At 38.9% G+C, this 19,170-nt stretch carries 19 protein-coding genes; 18 read left to right on the top strand and 1 reads right to left on the bottom strand.

Going from position 1 to position 19,170, the window contains the following annotated elements; genetic code table 11:
- Window positions 1-7: 7 nt before the first annotated feature.
- Entirely contained in the window at window positions 8-538 is a 531-nt protein-coding gene (locus ABC382_RS12840) for a DUF2529 family protein (RefSeq protein WP_274795531.1), read from the bottom strand.
- A 155-nt stretch (window positions 539-693) separates the two neighbouring features.
- Here ABC382_RS12840 and ABC382_RS12835 point away from each other — a divergent pair, with 155 nt between their 5' ends.
- The 18 genes from ABC382_RS12835 (at window position 694) to ABC382_RS12750 (ending at window position 19,064) form a co-directional block, all read left to right on the top strand.
- On the top strand, window positions 694-1,053 hold the full coding sequence (locus ABC382_RS12835) for a response regulator (RefSeq protein WP_274795532.1): 360 nt from the start codon (window positions 694-696) through the stop codon (window positions 1,051-1,053).
- 666 nt (window positions 1,054-1,719) lie between these two features.
- On the top strand, window positions 1,720-2,574 hold the full coding sequence (locus ABC382_RS12830; RefSeq protein WP_412926910.1) for a class II fructose-bisphosphate aldolase: 855 nt from the start codon (window positions 1,720-1,722) through the stop codon (window positions 2,572-2,574).
- 149 nt (window positions 2,575-2,723) lie between these two features.
- Entirely contained in the window at window positions 2,724-3,374 is a 651-nt protein-coding gene (gene fsa, locus ABC382_RS12825) for a fructose-6-phosphate aldolase (protein WP_274795534.1), read from the top strand.
- A 65-nt stretch (window positions 3,375-3,439) separates the two neighbouring features.
- Entirely contained in the window at window positions 3,440-4,726 is a 1,287-nt protein-coding gene (gene murA, locus ABC382_RS12820; protein ID WP_274795535.1) for a UDP-N-acetylglucosamine 1-carboxyvinyltransferase, read from the top strand.
- Between the two features lie 95 nt (window positions 4,727-4,821).
- Complete coding sequence (gene glpX, locus ABC382_RS12815; protein WP_274795536.1) at window positions 4,822-5,778, top strand: class II fructose-bisphosphatase; 957 nt, start codon at window positions 4,822-4,824, stop codon at window positions 5,776-5,778.
- A gap of 228 nt (window positions 5,779-6,006) precedes the next feature.
- Window positions 6,007-7,290: a transcription termination factor Rho gene (gene rho / locus ABC382_RS12810; protein ID WP_274795537.1), complete on the top strand. Its 1,284-nt coding sequence runs from the start codon at window positions 6,007-6,009 to the stop codon at window positions 7,288-7,290.
- Window positions 7,291-7,412: 122 nt separating this feature from the next.
- Complete coding sequence (locus tag ABC382_RS12805; RefSeq protein WP_412926908.1) at window positions 7,413-9,014, top strand: helix-turn-helix domain-containing protein; 1,602 nt, start codon at window positions 7,413-7,415, stop codon at window positions 9,012-9,014.
- A 14-nt stretch (window positions 9,015-9,028) separates the two neighbouring features.
- Window positions 9,029-9,310, top strand: coding sequence for a TroA family protein (locus ABC382_RS12800; protein WP_412926907.1), 282 nt, complete (start codon window positions 9,029-9,031; stop codon window positions 9,308-9,310).
- An 84-nt stretch (window positions 9,311-9,394) separates the two neighbouring features.
- Window positions 9,395-11,119, top strand: coding sequence for an ABC transporter ATP-binding protein (locus ABC382_RS12795; RefSeq protein WP_322604793.1), 1,725 nt, complete (start codon window positions 9,395-9,397; stop codon window positions 11,117-11,119).
- A 37-nt stretch (window positions 11,120-11,156) separates the two neighbouring features.
- Window positions 11,157-11,951 carry an ABC transporter ATP-binding protein gene (locus tag ABC382_RS12790; RefSeq protein ID WP_412926906.1) on the top strand — a complete coding sequence of 265 codons (795 nt, stop codon included), beginning with the start codon at window positions 11,157-11,159 and terminating at the stop codon, window positions 11,949-11,951.
- 19 nt (window positions 11,952-11,970) lie between these two features.
- Window positions 11,971-13,023, top strand: coding sequence for a FecCD family ABC transporter permease (locus ABC382_RS12785; RefSeq protein WP_322604792.1), 1,053 nt, complete (start codon window positions 11,971-11,973; stop codon window positions 13,021-13,023).
- A complete protein-coding gene (locus ABC382_RS12780; protein WP_412926905.1) occupies window positions 13,020-14,054 on the top strand; it encodes a FecCD family ABC transporter permease in 1,035 nt (344 codons plus the stop codon). Before ABC382_RS12785 ends, ABC382_RS12780 begins: the two co-directional genes overlap by 4 nt.
- A gap of 253 nt (window positions 14,055-14,307) precedes the next feature.
- Entirely contained in the window at window positions 14,308-14,511 is a 204-nt protein-coding gene (rpmE, locus tag ABC382_RS12775) for a 50S ribosomal protein L31 (RefSeq protein ID WP_004269457.1), read from the top strand.
- Window positions 14,512-14,626: 115 nt separating this feature from the next.
- Entirely contained in the window at window positions 14,627-15,199 is a 573-nt protein-coding gene (locus ABC382_RS12770) for a thymidine kinase (protein WP_274795545.1), read from the top strand.
- A gap of 167 nt (window positions 15,200-15,366) precedes the next feature.
- On the top strand, window positions 15,367-16,443 hold the full coding sequence (prfA, locus tag ABC382_RS12765; RefSeq protein ID WP_004269459.1) for a peptide chain release factor 1: 1,077 nt from the start codon (window positions 15,367-15,369) through the stop codon (window positions 16,441-16,443).
- Entirely contained in the window at window positions 16,430-17,290 is an 861-nt protein-coding gene (gene prmC / locus ABC382_RS12760; protein ID WP_412926904.1) for a peptide chain release factor N(5)-glutamine methyltransferase, read from the top strand. Before prfA ends, prmC begins: the two co-directional genes overlap by 14 nt.
- Window positions 17,291-17,334: 44 nt before the next feature.
- Window positions 17,335-17,925 (top strand): stage II sporulation protein R, encoded by a 591-nt coding sequence (locus ABC382_RS12755; RefSeq protein WP_412926903.1) that lies wholly within the window; start codon window positions 17,335-17,337, stop codon window positions 17,923-17,925.
- A gap of 101 nt (window positions 17,926-18,026) precedes the next feature.
- Complete coding sequence (locus ABC382_RS12750; RefSeq protein WP_412926902.1) at window positions 18,027-19,064, top strand: L-threonylcarbamoyladenylate synthase; 1,038 nt, start codon at window positions 18,027-18,029, stop codon at window positions 19,062-19,064.
- Window positions 19,065-19,170 lie beyond the last annotated feature (106 nt).

Genomic DNA, 19,170 nt, shown 5'->3' with positions numbered 1-19,170 from the left:
GAATAGTTTACAGTTCTTCCTCGTCAAAGCCGAGCATTTCGTCATAAGCAATTTTTACTGCCTCGTATACAAAAAGGCCAGCCATTGCATGAGGAACAACAATTCGTTGTCCTAAATCATTTGGTAACAACCCGCCTTTGACACGTGTAGAGATATACGTATAGGCCAAATCTGCAAGAGGATTTTCTGCATCTGCTAGTTCACTAGCTACAGCAGCAAAAGGAATAAAACGTTTATTTAATTCTTGGGCTAAAGCGAGTGCCTCAGGATCTTGTGCACTACGTGTAAAAATACAAACGCGGTCGGCTTCTGTTAAGCTTGTATCCGAAGTCCATGGAGCTAGCTTGTTAAATGGTTCAACTGCTTGGAGTGCATTGAACTCTACAACTTGCATTTCACCAAAGCAGATGAAATATACGTGACCCTCACCAATGGCTGCTTGTGCAAGTAGCCTTGCTGTCTCCTCGATGGCATCCTCTTCATTTTGGGTTATTCTTTGTAATAATCCACTTAATTGTGTTGTTAGTATTTTTGACATGTTTCCACCTCTATCAATATTATAGAGGTGGAAAAGATAGAAAGCAAAAGCAGATAATTTATAATACTAGAAGGTATTAAGCTGAAAAAGGAGAATTATACATAATAACGAAAGTATTTGTGTAAAACTAAAAATAAAAAAGGGCGGAATGCGATGTGAAACGATTACTTATTGTCGATGATCAGCAGGGGATTCGTTTACTTTTAAATGAAGTGCTGAAAAAGGAAGGTTATATTACATATTTAGCGGCTAATGGTTCAGAGGCATTAAAGTATGCAGATGAGCAAAAAATGGATTGTGTTTTATTGGATATGAAAATCCCTGGTATGGACGGTATTGAAATTTTGAAGCGTTTAAAAGAAAAGTTTCCAAAGCTCCCTGTCTTTATGATGACAGCCTATGGCGAGTTAGATGTGGTAAAAGAAGCTTTAGAATTAGGAGCTATTCGTTACTTTACAAAACCATTTGATATTTTTGAAGTACGTGATGAGGTAAATAAAGCTTTACAGGTGTAAAAAGCAGGCAGTGGACACACGGCCTGTTTTTTTATGTCAGTTGCGTTGCACTCCGCTTTCGTGTAGAAAATAATAGCCCCTGCTTTTCAGGGGCTTGGCCTCCGTTTCGTTTCACTGCACTGCGGCTGACACTGTCGCTACGTTGCACTCCGCTTTCGTGTAGAAAATAATAGCCCCTGCTTTTCAGGGGCTGGCCTCCGTTTCGTTGCACTGCACTGCGGCTGACACTGTCGCTACGTTGCACTCCGCTTTCGTGTAGAAAATAATAGCCCCTGCTTTTCAGGGGCTGGCCTCCGTTTCGTTGCACTGCACTGCGGCTGACACTGTCGCTTCGTTGCGTTGCACTGCACTCCGCTTTCGTGTAGAAAATAATAGCCCCTGCTTTTCAGGGGCTTGGCCTTCGTTTCGTTTCACTGCACTGCGGCTGACACTGTCGCTACGTTGCACTCCGCTTTCGTGTAGAAAATAATAGCCCCTGCTTTTCAGGGGCTTGGCCTCCGTTTCGTTTCACTGCACTGCGGCTGACACTGTCGCTTCGTTGCGTTGCACTGCACTCCGCTTTCGTGTAGAAAATAATAGCCCCTGCTTTTCAGGGGCTATTATTTTTGCTATGATTGAGGAGCATATTTATGTAGAAAGAATAGTCCTATGAGGAGGATTTTTAGTATGGCATTAGTATCTATGAAAGAGATGTTAATTAAAGCAAAAGCAGAGGGTTATGCTGTTGGTCAATTCAACATTAACAACCTTGAATGGACACAAGCAATTTTAAAAGCAGCAGAAGAAGAAAAATCTCCAGTGATTCTTGGTGTTTCTGAAGGCGCAGGTAAATACATGGGCGGATTTGTCGCTGTTGTTCACATGGTAAAAGGTTTAATGGAATCTTACGGTACGACAGTTCCTGTAGCGATTCATCTTGACCATGGTTCTAGCTTTGCAAAATGTAAAGAAGCAATTGATGCAGGCTTTACTTCCGTGATGATTGATGCATCACATCACCCATTTGAGGAAAATGTTAAAATTACTTCAGAAGTAGTAGAATACGCACATGCTAAAGGCGTTTCTGTTGAAGCAGAATTAGGAACAGTTGGTGGGGATGAAGATGGCGTAATCGGTGGTATTATTTACGCTAATCCAGAAGAATGCCGCAAAATGGTTGAGCTAACTGATATCGACTGCTTAGCACCAGCACTTGGCTCTGTACATGGTCCTTACAAAGGAGAGCCGAACCTAGGCTTTAAAGAAATGGAAGAAATCTCTAAGCTGGCAGATCTACCACTTGTATTACACGGTGGTACAGGTATCCCAACAAAAGATATCCAACGCTCCATTTCATTAGGTACAGCTAAAATCAACGTCAATACTGAAAATCAAATTGAAGCAACAAAAGTAATCCGTGAAATTCTTGACAATGACAAAGTGGTTTACGATCCTCGTAAATTCCTTGGTCCAGCACGTGAAGCCATCAAAGCTACGGTTATTGGTAAAATTCGTGAATTTGGAAGTGCACAAAAAGCATAATTTTTGCATTTAATATGTTACAAAAGCATAGATAAATACACATAATAAGAGAAGTGTTGATGCTTTCAATCGACCTTCTCTTGTTTTTGAAATAATGAAAATTTGGAAAATAACTAATAATATAAGAAAAATGATCAGGAGGAAATATAATGAAATTTTTCATTGATACAGCAAATTTTGAAGAGATTAAAGAGGCACATGCATGGGGTATCTTATCAGGAGTTACAACAAACCCATCGTTAGTTGCTAAAGAAGAAAATGTTTCTTTCCATGATCGTCTACGTGAAATCGCTGAGCTAGTTGATGGCTCTGTGAGCGGGGAAGTTATTGCGCTTGATGCAGAAGGAATGATTAAAGAAGGTTTAGAATTAGCTGCGATTGCTCCAAACATTACAGTGAAACTACCAATGACACCAGCTGGATTAGAGGCATGTCGTTACTTTGCAAACAAAGGTATTAAAACAAATGTGACATTAATCTTTAGTGCAAACCAAGCATTAATGGCTGCGCGTGCAGGTGCTACATACGTATCACCATTTATCGGCCGTTTAGATGACATTGGTCAAAATGGTGTAGAACTAATTGAAACAATTGCTGATATTTTTACAATTCATAATATCGATACGCAAATTATTGCTGCCTCTGTTCGTCATCCACAGCACGTTACGGCTGCAGCATTAGCGGGCGCACATATTTCAACTACTCCGTTTAAAGTATTAAAACAACTTTTCCACCATCCATTAACGGAAAAAGGAATTGAAGGATTTTTAGCGGATTGGAATAAGAGAAAAGGCGAATAATAAGAATATAGAGTGTGAGCGAATTGCAAAAAATACTACTTTCCAATCATGAGGGAGAACGCAAAATGGATGTTTATAAAATTACTGGCGAAAATCGTCTTCAAGGTACAATTAAAGTTAGTGGTGCAAAAAATAGTGCAGTCGCCTTAATTCCTGCATCAATTTTGGCGAACTCTCCAGTGACTATTGGAGGGATACCCGAAATTTCAGATGCATGGACATTAAAGGCTTTGTTAGAGGAAATTGGCGGGGAAGTTTCGTTTGAGAATGGTAAAATGACGATCGATCCAACCGATATGATTGCATTGCCGTTACCAAATGGTAACGTTAAAAAGCTACGCGCTTCCTATTATTTAATGGGTGCTATGCTTGGTCGTTTTAAGAAAGCAGTTATTGGATTACCTGGAGGCTGCTTTTTAGGACCACGTCCAATTGATCAACATATAAAAGGCTTTGAGGCATTGGGAGCTAAAATTACCAATGAACATGGGGCGATATATTTACGCGCAGATGAATTGATTGGGGCAAAAATTTATTTAGATGTGGCCAGTGTTGGAGCTACAATTAATATCATGTTAGCCGCAGTCCTTGCAAAGGGACGTACTGTCATTGAAAATGCTGCAAAGGAACCTGAAATTATCGATGTAGCGACACTTCTAACGAATATGGGAGCTAATATTAAAGGTGCAGGTACAAGTGTTATCCGTATTGAAGGTGTGGAAGAATTACACGGTACCGAGCATACGATTATTCCAGATCGTATTGAAGCTTCTACATTTTTAATTATGGCTGCAGCAGTCGGTGACGGTATTACTATTGATAATGTTATTCCACTGCATTTAGAAGCTATTATTGCCAAGCTTCGTGAAATGGGTGTGAAAATTGAAATTGGGGAAGAAAGCATTTATGTGCCTAAAACAGACCTCTCAACATTACAAGCGGTGGATGTCAAAACCTTGGTATATCCAGGATTCCCGACGGATATTCAGCAACCACTTGCTGTGTTAATGTCACAAGCATTCGGTTCCTCAAAAGTAACAGATACTATTTATACAGCTCGATTTAAGCATATTGATGAACTTCGACGTATGAATGCAGATGCTCGAGTAGAAGGAAACACGGCTATTATTAAAGGGCCAAGTAAATTGCATGGCTCAACCGTAACAGCTACAGATCTTCGCGCTGGTGCAGCTTTAGTATTAGCTGGTCTCTTAGCGGAAGGTGAAACAGAAATTCATGATATCTATCATATCGAACGTGGCTATAGCTCACTTATTGAGAAATTACGTGATTTAGGCGCTGATATTCGACGTGAAACCATCATGGCACGCGTAGCTGAGACAAAGGAATAATGAGAGCTAAAAGTTTTCAACCAATTATGTTACAATAGAGGTAATTTGAATGTTTTGGCACGTATAAGATGCCAATAACGGGAGGCAAAGCAACAATGGAACGTAGTTTATCGATGGAAGTAGTACGAGTAACAGAAGCAGCAGCAATCGCATCCGGGAAATGGATGGGGCGCGGTTTAAAAATTGAGGCAGATGATGCAGCAACAACAGCGATGCGCAAAATGTTCGATACAATTCCAATGCATGCTACAGTAGTAATTGGTGAAGGTGAAATGGATGAAGCACCAATGCTTTATATTGGTGAAGAACTTGGTTTACGAAATGGCGGTCCACAGGTAGATATTGCAGTGGATCCACTAGAAGGTACAAATATTGTGGCAAAAGGTACAAATGGTGCAATGACAGTACTTGCGATTGCAGATAAAGGGAATCTGTTAAATGCTCCAGACATGTACATGGAGAAAATTGCCGTTGGACCAGAAGCTGCTGGGAAAGTAGATATCAATGCTTCTGTCACTTATAACTTATTACAAGTTGCAAAAGCTAAAAATAAAGATATTTCTGATGTTGTCGCTACTCTTTTAGATCGACCACGTCACCAAGCAATTGTTGATGAAATTCGTGAAGCGGGTGCACGTATTAAATTTATTCAAGATGGCGATGTTGGTGCAGCGATTAATACTGCTTTTGATGAAACAGGTATTGATATTATGTTTGGAACAGGTGGCGCACCAGAGGGCGTTATTGCAGCTGTCGCGTTAAAATGCCTAGGTGGAGATTTCCAAGCAAAACTTGTACCAGAGGATGAGGAGCAATTAGAACGCTGCACAAAAATGGGTGTAGATGTTGAAAAAGTTCTTTATTTAGATGACCTAGTAAAAGGTGACGATGCTATTTTTGCAGCGACTGCTGTAACAGATTGCGAGCTTTTAAAGGGTGTTCAATATAAAGGTGCTTATGCCTTAACACATTCAGTAGTTATGCGTGCTAAATCTGGTACGGTTCGTTTTGTTGAAGGCCGTCACGCTCTTGAGAAAAAACCTAGATATTAATGATATTTTCTTCTAAAATATACCTAGTACATCTATTGTGCTAGGTACCTTCTTCTTTAATTAACCATCCAATATTTTGTAAGGCGAAGTTTCGTTTTATGGTAGAAAGTGTACCAGTAGTTATTATTAAACTAAGGCACCATATAAGCGTTAACAGAGCCTATCGTAAAAACTTCAATGAAAACCCCAATAATGTATTATATTTTGAAAAAGACTGGAGTTGTGCATATGTCTGCATTGACAATCGCTCAATTAGAAAACATGACGTTAAAAGAGCTTTACGCCCTTGCACGCCAATATAAAATTTCATATTATAGCAAGCTAACGAAAAAAGAATTAATATTTGCTATTTTGAAAACGCGTTCAGAGCAAGAGGGCTATTTCTTTATGGAAGGCGTACTAGAAATTGTTTCGCAAGAGGGCTTTGGCTTCCTTCGACCAATCAACTACTCTCCAAGTAAAGAAGATATTTATATTTCTGCATCCCAAATACGTCGCTTTGATCTACGTAATGGGGACAAGGTGTCAGGAAAGGTGCGCCCACCAAAGGAAAATGAGCGCTATTATGGCCTATTACAAGTAGATGCTGTTAATGGCGAAGATCCTGAAGTGGCGAAAGAACGTGTTCATTTCCCTGCATTAACACCTTTATATCCGAATCGACAAATTAAGCTAGAAACAACACAACGTAATTTATCGACACGTATCATGGATTTAGTTGCACCTGTGGGCTTTGGCCAACGTGGTTTAATCGTTGCACCACCAAAGGCGGGGAAAACATCTTTATTAAAAGAAATCGCGAACGCCATTACAACCAATCATCCTGAAGCAGAGTTAATTGTCTTACTGATTGATGAACGTCCTGAGGAAGTTACAGATATTGAACGTTCTGTCAATGCAGATGTTGTCAGCTCAACTTTCGATGAAGTGCCAGAGAACCATGTAAAAGTGGCAGAGATTGTATTAGAACGTGCACGACGTTTAGTGGAGCATAAGCGTGATGTCATTATTCTAATGGACTCAATTACACGTTTAGCGCGCGCTTATAACCTAGTAATTCCACCAAGTGGACGTACACTTTCAGGTGGTATTGATCCGGCGGCTTTCCATAGACCGAAACGTTTCTTTGGTTCAGCTCGAAATATTGAAGAAGGCGGTAGCTTAACGATTTTAGCAACAGCTTTAGTCGATACGGGTTCACGGATGGACGAAGTAATTTATGAAGAATTTAAGGGAACAGGTAATTTAGAGCTCCATCTTGATCGTCAGCTTGCAGAGCGCCGTATTTTCCCTGCGCTTGATATTCGTCGTTCAGGTACACGTAAAGAAGAGCTTCTTCTTGAGCCAGAGCAACTTGAAAAGCTATGGGCTATCCGTAAAACGTTTTCAGATGCGCCTGATTTTGCAGAGCGCTTCCTGAAAAAAATACGTACAACAAAATCGAATGAAGAGTTTTTTGAAAAACTTAACGAAGATATGAAGAAAGCAACAAAGGGTAAGGGGCTTTTATAAAATAGCAATCACCATTGACAAGAAATTGTCAATGGTGATTTTTTTGTATTTTAAAAGATTGTTGATATTGATAATCATTATCAATATACTGGAGCTATAACAACTGTTGAAAGGAGACGAAGATGAACTATGATGCCTACATGCTTCTTTGGCAAAATACATTCCTTCAAGTGAAGCATATCGAATACATAAATAAAGCAGAAGTCCGAATATCAAAAGTATTAACCTGTAGCACATTTCTTATTGTCACAGCAGGTGATGCACAGGTTGTTATTGATGAACAGCCTTATCATGTACAACGCTTCACTATTTTTCACATCGGAAAATCTCAATGTCTTCAGATTACTGCGCAGCATAGAGTTAGTTACTTTCTTATAGGTTATAAAGGCAGTGTCATGTACAGAGATGCTTTTTTACAGCATTTACAAATACAATACCAACCTTTTCAAACATGCTTTTCTTGTGTACCTGCGAACCCAATCATCATTCACAACATTCTTCAGGATATGTATAGAAAATGGAATTCTGGCTCTATTCAAGAGCATCTGTCGGTTAAAGCTTCGATGTATGAGTTTATTTATCTTATATTTCATGAAATGGCTGATGGACAAGGCACTCCACATGAAGTGGATAAAGCTGAAGTAGCACACTTGTATATTAAACAACATCTTCATCAACCATTATCTGTGCAAACACTAGCAGATATGCTTCATATCAGTACGCGTCATCTTTTACGTATTTTTAAAGCTCGTTTTGGGGTGGGACCACAAATTTATTTACAGCAATTGAGAATAGAGCAAGCAAAAAAATACTTGCTGACCAATCATTATGGCATAAAAGAAATTGCTATTTCACTAGGTTTTGAAGATGAATACTATTTTAGTCGAGCATTTAAAAAGGCGACAAATATGGCACCAAGCAGTTTTAGGCTGAAATATGCAAGTTCTATGTCCGAAATTGCCATTACAAATGAGAATCGTTTTCAATACAATAAGAATCAGCTCGCGCAAGCAAAACGATTTGAGAATGGAGAAAATGAATTCATGAGGCAAAAGATGATTCAGCATATCAAAATATCTTTTTTATTAAGCTTGCTAGTTTTATTAGCAGCATGCAATGAAGATACTAGTCAAACTAAAGAGGAGCAACAAACACCACTTACTCCAGAGACTAGAATCGTGATGGATGATAGTGGACGCAAAGTAGAAATTCCGATGAGAGCAGAGAGAATCGTAACAGATTGGTATCTTGGTCAAATTTTAGCGTTAGATATTGTACCCGTAGGAGGAGTAACGGCTAACCTCGATTATGCTGCCTTTTTAAAGCAACATTACAAGAATGGGGAAATTACCAATATTGGTACGGATGGTAAGGTGTCATTAGAAAAGGTTTTGGAGTTAAAACCAGATTTAATCATTACATGGAATCCAGAAGATGTAGAGAAGTTCGAGAAAATTGCACCAACCCTTGTATTCGCTGAAGATGCTCATCCATCAGCAACTGAAGAAATTAAGGCGATGGGTAATTTTTTAGGAAGACAGGACGAGGCTGAAACATTTACAAAAGAATTTGAAGATCGTATAGCAAAAGCGAAGCAAAAAATTAATGATGTGATTCCAGATGGAGCAACATTTACTATTTTTGAAATGTTTAAAAAAATGCATCAGTTGTTGGAAATTCAGGCGTATCAGGCGGTAGAGCACTCTATCAAATCTTGGAAATGAAACCTCAAGGAAAGGTGCAAGAGTTATATGATACAAAGGAAGCGAGTGGTGGGCGTTATGAGATTTCCTATGAGGTAGTAGGAGACTTTGTAGGTGACTATAACTTCATGATTAACTTCTTTTACAAAGATAAGAAGTTACCGGCCACATGGGTAAATTTAAACATTGTAAAAAATAATCAAATACTAGAGCTTCCATCTGAATTTTATTTTGCTTCTGATCCGCTTTCTGGCTTACATCAAGCTGAGGAACTGGCTGACAAAATAGCTAACTTTACGAAGGCTCAGCAACAATAATTGTGAAAACTGGGAGCTATCTGTAAAAACAGATAGCTCGTTTATTAGATTGGGCGAATGATATCGCAAGAGGAGGCAGCAACAATGTTATTACAGCGTTTTTTTTCCTATTATAAGCCCTACAAAGGTTTATTTATTTTAGATTTTAGTTGTGCGATTTTAGTGGCATTAATCGAGCTAGCATTTCCGATTGTATTAAATAAAGTAATTGATGATATTCTCCCTGATGGAGAAATGAAGTGGATTATTATGGCAAGCTTATTGCTGTTTGCCTTATACATCTTCAACTCCATTTTACATTTTATCGTATCGTATTGGGGACATATGCTGGGAATAAATATTGAAACAGATATGAGAAAGGAATCCTTTAGTCATGTGCAAAAACTTTCCTTTAGGTATTTTGATAATAATAAAACAGGACATCTAGTTTCTCGCTTAACGAACGATTTAATGGATATTGGTGAGCTTGCTCACCATGGTCCAGAGGATATCTTTATTGCGGCAATGACGATTATTGGGACATTCGGTGTCATGTTCTATATTGATCCAACTTTTACGATTCTCATTTTCTTACTTGTACCTATCATCTTAATTTTGACGATAATTTTTGGGAAATTAATGTCTAAAGCATTCCGCCAGATGTTTGGGGATATAGCAGATTTCAATGCTCGCGTTGAAAATAATGTCAGTGGCATTCGTGTTGTACAAGCCTTTACCAACGAAGAGCATGAGATTCAACGTTTTAAAGTAAATAATGAAAGATTCCGTATGACTAAGTTGTTTTCTTATAAAGTTATGGCTTGGAATGAAGCCATTTCAGGCATTCTCACGAAGGTTTTATCATTATTTACATTATTTGTTGGAGCATTTTTTGTATTAAATGGCCATTTAACTAACGGTGATTTCATCGCATTTATTTTACTTTCAGGTATCCTTTTAGGGCCAATAAACAAAATTAATATGTTTATAGAAAGCTATCCAAAAGGCATGGCAGGATTTAGACGCTATATTGAATTCCTTGAAACAGAGCCTGAAATAGCAGATCGTCCAGAGGCAAAAGCCATCAATGAAATTGAAGGAGAAATTATATTCAAGGATGTCTCGTTTGGCTACACAGATAATTATCGTGCTTTACAGCTAATGAACTTAAGGGTTCGCCCTGGTGAAACAGTGGCACTCGTAGGACCCTCGGGTGCAGGGAAATCTACAATTTGCAGTTTATTACCTCGGTTTTATGAAGTAAATGAAGGCTCTATTAAAATTGATGGCATTGATATCCGTGATTTTAAACTGCAATCGTTGCGTTCGCATATAGGGATTGTCCAACAGGATGTCTTTTTATTTGATGGCACTATTCGTGAAAACATTGCCTATGGTAATTTACATGCGAATGAAGAAGATATTTGGAATGCAGCACAACGAGCACAGCTTACCGATGTCATCCAAACTCTTCCTGAGGGAATGGATACATTGATTGGTGAGCGTGGTGTGAAACTATCAGGCGGGCAGAAGCAAAGATTATCGATCGCTCGTATGTTTTTGAAGAACCCCAAAATTTTAATATTAGATGAAGCAACATCAGCATTGGATACAGAGACTGAACAAGCTATCCAGCAAGCGTTAAATGAGCTAGCCATTGGACGTACTACATTAGTAATTGCCCATCGTTTAGCAACGATTAAAGATGCAGACAGAATTGTAGTTGTCTCGAAAAAGGGTATAGTTGAAGAAGGTACACATGAGCAATTAATGGAACGAAAAAATGCTTACTATGGCTTGTATACAGCTCAATTTGGTTTACAAATATAAGGGTGATAGTGCGCTCGAAAAAGAAAGGAAGTTAAAAATGGCAGTACTAGAAATAGATCGTGTTGCGATAGGTTATCCCTCAGCGCTCATCGTCAATGATTTAAGTGTGAAGATTCCTAAAGAACAAATCTCCACAATTATTGGTCCAAATGGTTGTGGTAAATCTACTTTATTAAAAGCTGTAGCCCGTGTACTTCGGACACAAAATGGAGCAATCTATTTAGATGGCAAAGCTATTCACCAATTAAAGACAAAAGAAGTAGCGAAAAGGATGGCTATTTTACCTCAAACGGCAACAGCACCAGGAGGGTTAACGGTTTTTGAGTTAGTATCATACGGTCGTTTTCCACACCAAGTAGGATTTAGGAATTTACACAAGGAAGACTATGAATATATCCATTGGGCAATCGATGCTACAGGGCTGAGAGAATATAGTGATCGACCCATTGAAGCATTGTCAGGTGGTCAGCGCCAAAGAGTATGGATTGCCTTGGCATTGGCACAAGGCACAGATATTTTAGTACTAGATGAACCAACAACTTATTTAGATTTAGCACATCAGCTTGATATTTTATTGCTGCTTCAAAAGCTAAATAAAGAAGAACGACGAACAATTATCATGGTATTGCACGATTTGAATCATGCTTCCCGTTTCTCGCATTTTCTGATAGCCATGAGAGAGGGCAATTTAATCGTGAATGGCAGTCCAAAAGAAGTGATGACAAAAGAAAATTTACAAACCGTTTTCAATATCGACGCAGAAATGGCTGTTTGTCCATTTAGTAAAAATCCAATTTGCTTATCTTATCAGCTGCACGACATGAAGGTATAAAATTTGAGGAGGAAATAGAATGACTACGTCGACAGAAGTAGGGGAGCTCAACGAAATACAAAAGCTCCAGAAACGATCTCATCCGATCCGTGGAGCAGTAGCCTTAATTGTTGGAATAATTGGATTAATATTTACCATCGTTTTATCGATTTCCTTTGGTGCTGCGGATATTTCATTGGGTACTATTTGGACGGCAGTTACCCAATATTCCCCTGGATTAACAACACATCAAGTTATTCATGATATTCGCTTACCTCGCGTACTTGGAGCTGCATTAGTGGGCGCGAGCTTTGCAGTAGCAGGGGCGATCATGCAAGGGATGACACGCAACCCGTTAGCAGACTCGGGATTACTAGGCTTAAATTCAGGAGCTGCCTTGATGCTAGCAATATGCTTTGTCTTTTTCCCTGGTCTACCTTATATGTATTTAATTTTATGGTCCTTTGTAGGAGCAGGTCTTGGCGTTCTCATTGTTTATGGAATTGGCTCACTGTCTAATGGTGGCTTAACACCAATGCGACTTGTTCTAGCTGGAGCTGCTGTCAGTACATTGCTTGGCGCACTAGGGGAAGGGATTGCTCTTTACTATCGCATTGGACAAAATCTAGCTTTTTGGTATGCGGGTGGGGTTTCGGGCACAAAATGGAGTCATCTACAGATTTTATCTCCATGGATACTTATCGCCATGATTGGTGCACTTACTCTATCACGTTCGATTACTGTGCTGAGCTTAGGTGAAGAAATTGCTGTTGGACTTGGGCAACGTACGGCTGCTGTAAAAGTATGGGGAATGATGATTGTTTTAATTTTAGCAGGAGCCGCAGTTTCTGTTTTAGGAGCAGTTGGTTTTGTAGGGTTAATTATCCCTCATTTAACAAGATACATAGTAGGTCATGATTATCGTTGGATTATTTCCTGCTCAATCCTATATGGGGCATTGCTTGTAGTACTAGCTGATCTTATAGCACGTATGCTCAACCCACCATACGAAGCACCTGTTGGCGCGCTTATTGCCTTTATCGGTGTACCTTTTTTCCTGTATTTAGCACGTAAGGGAGGAAAAGAACTATGAGTAATTGCTATTTAACACCAAGTCAAATTAAGTTGAGAAGAAAAAATATCTCCATTATGGTGATACTGATAGTTTTAATCTTCATTACCTTTATTATTAGTATGAATACTGGTGTCATTAAGCTAACACCTTTGGATATTTTCTGGACGCTGTTAGGACAAGGAGATGCACAACAACAAGTAATTTTATTTGAGTTCAGGCTACCTAGAATCGTCATTGCTGTATTCGTAGGGATGGGCTTAGCAATTTCAGGAGCTATTTTACAAGGTGTTTCAAAAAATGCTTTAGCAGATCCAGGGATACTAGGAATTAATGCTGGTGCAGGCCTGGCTGTCATGCTCTATGTATCATTTTTTCCTATTACAAAAGCAGCGCCTGTTTATTTACTACCAGTAATGGCTTTTATAGGGGCAGGTTTAACTGCGGTTATCATTTATACACTTTCTTATAGAAGGCATGAAGGTATTACACCGATGCGCTTAATTTTAACTGGGGTAGCAGTAGCGGCAGGGATTAGCTCTGCTATGATTGTACTAACATTACGTCTGTCACCAGAAAATTATCAATTTGTAGCAACATGGCTAGCAGGGAGCATTTGGGGTTCAAATTGGCTATTTGTGTTTTCATTGTTACCTTGGCTAGTTATTTTATTGCCTTTTGTTTTTGTAAAAGCAACGGTATTAAATGTTTTGAATTTAGGTGAATTAACAGCTGTGGGGCTTGGGGCATCCATAGAAAAAGAGCGTCGTTGGTTGTTAGTAGCTGCTGTTGGCTTAGCAGGTGCTAGTGTTTCCGTAAGTGGAGGGATTGGTTTCGTAGGACTGATCGCACCACATTTAGCTCGACAGCTTGTTGGAGCTAAGCATCAGTTTTTACTACCAACCGCAGCACTGTTAGGAGGCTTTCTAGTTTTAATGGCGGATACGGTTGGTCGTTCTATTTTTGAACCATCAGAAATTCCAACTGGGATTGTAGTAGCTGTTATAGGTGCGCCGTATTTCTTGTATTTGTTGGCAAGATTGAAGGAATAAATATGATTACACAATATCACTTCAAAGTACGAGATGAAAAATAGTGTTAGTAGACTGTGATTATCGAGAATCTCGAGAATAGGAACAACCAGGTAATATTTTTTTCTTGAAAAGAATAAATCGACTATGCTATACTTCATAGGTATGTAACGTGTACATATATAGCTGATGTTTCGCTCATATTCGGGCTATGTAAGGTACAGTTCGATAATACTCTGTTCCAGATGGTTCAGGGCGAGAGGAGAAAACGAATATGAAACAAGGAATTCATCCAGACTACAAAGAAGCAACAGTAACTTGCTCTTGTGGGAACACTTTCAAAACTGGTTCAGTAAAAGAAAACATCGTTGTCGAGTTCTGCAACGAATGTCACCCATTCTATACTGGCCGTCAAAAATTCGCGTCTGCTGATGGTCGCGTGGATCGTTTCAACAAAAAATACGGTCTTAAAAACTAATGTTAGTTTAATACCTGCCAAGCATGCGCTTGGCAGGTATTTTTTTCAGAAAATAAACACGTTGATGCAAGTCTTTTCAAAATCCAGATTGAAATGAAGAAAGGGAGAAGACAAAATGGCACAGCTATATTTTAAACATGGTGCAATGAATAGTGGGAAATCGATAGAAATTCTAAAAGTTGCCCATAATTATGAAGAACAGCAGAAGCCTGTGATGATGTTTACTTCAGGTTTAGATACACGTGATGAGGTTGGCTTTGTTTCAAGTCGAGTAGGATTACGACAACAGGCCATTCCTGTATATGAGGATACAAACATTTTCGAACTAGTTAAAAATAATGTCGTCAAGCCATATTGTGTGCTTGTAGATGAAGTTCAATTTCTAAAAAAAGCACATGTTTTACAACTAGCTAATATTGTGGATCAATTGGACATCCCTGTGATGGGCTTTGGATTAAAAAATGATTTTCAAAATGAGCTATTTGAAGGTAGCCAATACATGCTTACATATGCAGATAAAATTGAGGAAATGAAAACAATTTGCTGGTTCTGTCATAAAAAGGCGACAATGAATTTACGAGTAGATGAAAGCGGTAAGCCAGTCTACACAGGGGATCAAATTCAAATCGGTGGGAATGACTCGTATTATCCCGTTTGCCGAAAATGTCACGCACATCCATCACTATAAAGCATGTGACAACGCTAAGAAAAAGTAGCATACATGCGAAAATTTCCTTATACTAAGTAGTGGAAATAAGAAATGTAAATTAGCCATTACGCCTAAGCGTCATTTTGATTGTAGCTGCTTCTCCTTAAAGAAGGAGCATCTTAAAAAACTAAATAGAGGTGAAATCCATGTTTGATCGATTACAAGCAGTGGAAGATCGCTATGAAAGGCTAACAGAGCTTTTGAGCGATCCGGATATTGTTAATGACAGTAAGAAATTACGTGAATATTCTAAAGAACAATCAGATATCCAAGAAACAGTGGATACTTATCGTGAATATAAAAGTGTTAAAGAGCAGTTAGTGGATACACGTGAAATGTTAGATAGCGAAAAAGATCCTGATATGCATGAAATGGTGAAGGAAGAATTTAACCTATTAAAAGCACAGCAGGAAGAGCTAGAAGAACGTTTACGTATTTTATTAATTCCAAAAGATCCGAATGATAATAAGAACGTTATTATGGAAATTCGTGGTGCAGCTGGTGGTGACGAAGCTAATATCTTTGCGGGTGATTTGTTCCGTATGTATTCTCGCTATGCAGAAACACAAGGCTGGAAAATTGATATTATGGAAGCTACACCGAACCCAATGGGCGGCTATAAAGAAGTAATCTTTATGATAAACGGACAAGGAGCCTATTCAAAATTCAAATTTGAAAATGGTGCCCACCGTGTACAACGCGTCCCTGCTACAGAGTCACAAGGTCGTATTCATACATCGACAGCAACAGTAGCGTGCTTACCTGAAGTTGAAGAAGTAGATGTTGAGATCCATGAAAAAGATATTCGTGTAGATACATTTGCGTCTTCAGGTGCAGGTGGTCAATCCGTAAATACAACGATGTCTGCTGTTCGTATGACCCATTTACCAACAGGCGTGGTAGTTTCAATGCAGGATGAACGTTCACAAATTAAAAACCGTGAGAAAGCGATGAAAATTCTACGTGCCCGCGTTGCAGATATGTATATGCAGGAGGCGCAAAAGGAAATTGATGCTACACGTAAATCTGCTGTTGGCTCAGGTGACCGCTCTGAGCGAATCCGCACATACAATTATCCACAAAACCGTGTAACAGACCACCGTATCGGTTTAACGATTCAAAAGCTTGATCAAATCGTTGAAGGTAGACTAGACGAAATTATCGATGCACTTATTTTAGAAGAGCAAGCATCGAAGTTAGAGCGATTAAATGATGACCTATAAAAATGTGATGGAGGCCCTTGAGTGGGCTTCTTCTTTTTTAGTGGATAACGGTCGTGAGCAAACAGCAGCGCGTATTGTCATGCAACATGTACTGGGTACTAGTTATTCAGAGGTCATGTTACATTTACAGGATGAATTAACAGCGGAGCAGCAAGAGACATTTAAAGCACTTCTAGAAGAACATGTAAGTGGGCGTCCAGTTCAATATTGTGTTGGTAGTGAGGAATTTTATGGTCGTTCCTTTTTAGTTGATGAATCGGTCCTAATTCCTCGCCCTGAAACAGAGGAATTAGTACTCGGAACAATCAATCGCTTGCCAAAACTTTTTCAACATCAAACATTGAAGCTAGCTGATATCGGTACGGGCAGTGGTGCCATTGCCATTTCAATGAAGCTAGAATGTCCAGAGTTAACGGTTATTGCCACAGATTTATCAGAGGATGCATTAGCTACCGCACAAAAAAATGCCCAGCGCTTAGAGGCGGATATTGATTTCAGATTGGGCGATTTAACCGCTCCGCTTGCAGGAGAGAAATTTGATATTGTTTTATCCAATCCACCGTATATCGCCTTTGATGAAGCGCAGGAAATGTCGAGTGTTGTGCTTGAGCATGAGCCGCATAGTGCGCTATTTGCAGAGGAAGACGGTCTTATTTTATATAGAAAATTAGCTGAACAATTACCCTTTTATATGAATAGCCCAGCATTAATAGGTTTAGAAATTGGTTATACACAAGGAGAAAAAGTAGCTAAATTCTTTCAAGATAGTTTTCCACAGGCTACAGTTTCAATAGAAAAAGATATTAATGGTAAACCTCGAATGATTTTTTGTGAGATTCATGTATAAAGTTTCTTGAACTTGCCAACAATGTTGAGCAAGGAGGGATTTTTATGTTAAACGAATACAAGATTATTAGATTACCTAAACAAAATATCTTTCTAGCTTTTGCTAGATTAGTAGTAGTGGCGATTGCTTTGCAACTATGTATTTTATATATTCCATCATTAGTAGGCTTTGCAAAGGAAGCTATAAATGATGAGCAAGAAAAGGATTTTCGTATACGCATTATTGCAAACAGTAATACGACACAAGATCAGCGAGAGAAAGAGCAGCTTGCGGAAGATTTAAAGCCTTACTTTATGCAAGTTGCCACTGCTGGATTTGCAGGGAATGAGCAAATTCTTTCTTTAAAACAACAAATCGAAACAGAATTGAATGAAAATTATCCACAGATGGATACACAGGTTGTAGTTGGGGATAACTTATTTCCACCGAAAAGACAAGGTGCTGTTCTATATCCACAGAATGTGTATCATTCCATTGTCGTTAAGATTGGTGATGCGCGTGGGGATAACTGGTGGTGCAGCATCTTCCCATCCATTTGTGAGCCAGAAAAAGAAGAAGTAAAAGTGGAAGAGTCCGAAGAAAAAGAGCAAGTAACATTCTTTATATGGGAATGGATTAAAGGACTTTTTGAATGAATTGTGCACAAATTCAGATAACTTATACACATTTTTTAATAGGTTATAAACAATTTGTGGATAATTCAGTAAAAAACAATAATTGAAGGTAGGTTGTAATCATGGAAACTGTTTGCAAGGTTGTGGACAGTAATGTGAATAGTCAGATTAATTATACACAAGCTGTGGATATCTTAAATGCAGGAGAAGTAGTAGCATTTCCGACAGAAACGGTTTATGGCCTAGGAGCAGTTGCGACAAATGATCTGGCAGTTAAAAAAATATTTGAAGCGAAAGGACGCCCTTCAGATAATCCTTTGATTGTGCATGTTGGTACAAAAGAAGAAGTAGAGATTTATATCGAGCATATTTCAGAAGTAGCTAAACAATGCATGGATTTATTTTGGCCTGGACCGTTAACGCTTGTGATGCCAGCGAAGCCCAACGTCTTAGCTAAAAGTGTCACAGCTGGATTATCAACAGTCGGCATTCGAATGCCTGATCATCCAGTAGCGCTTGCTTTATTACAACAACTTAAAAAACCTCTTGCAGCGCCAAGTGCTAATCGTAGTGGTAAACCAAGTCCTACAGAAGCAGTCCATGTTTTAGATGATTTGGGAGGGTACATACCTTATATTTTAGATGGAGGCTCTACAGGCATAGGTTTTGAATCTACTGTGCTAGATGTTACACATGAGCCACCAGTCATTTTACGTCCAGGTGGCATTACAAAGGAAATGCTTGAGGCTAAGATTGGTCCTGTTATTCAACCGAACAAAGTTGAGCAGAAGTTAGACACAACTCCTAAGGCACCAGGAATGAAATATACACATTATGCACCGAATGCTCCTGTCTATTTAATAGACTGCCAATTGGAGAAAGTTAGGGAAGCGGTTAAGCAACTGCAGCACGAAGGCCATGCCGTAGCTCTACTTGCACCAGCTAATTTTGAAAATAGTGAGGCTGATTTTTACTTCTCTATTGGAGAAATGGGTAGTAAACAAGAAATGGGAGCCGCATTATACAATGCACTAAGAGCATGTGATAAAACAAACGCTACCATTATATTAGCAACAACAACCTCAACAGAAGGCGTAGGAGCAGCCATTATGAATCGACTGGAAAAAGCCTCTGGAGGTAAATGGTATTCATCTAAATAACAATGACTCAATTATGTTAGCGACAAAAGACATTGAAAATTTCATGTGTTTTGTCCTTTTTTTGTTCATATAAGAAATTCTACAAGAGGCAATTATGATAATAATG

Origin of the sequence: Lysinibacillus phoenicis (assembly GCF_047238325.1) — a bacterium.
In the GTDB taxonomy this organism is placed as follows: Bacteria; Bacillota; Bacilli; order Bacillales_A; family Planococcaceae; genus Lysinibacillus; species Lysinibacillus irui.
Note: the sequence above shows the minus strand (reverse complement) of the source record. Positions and strands in the feature narration are given on the sequence as shown.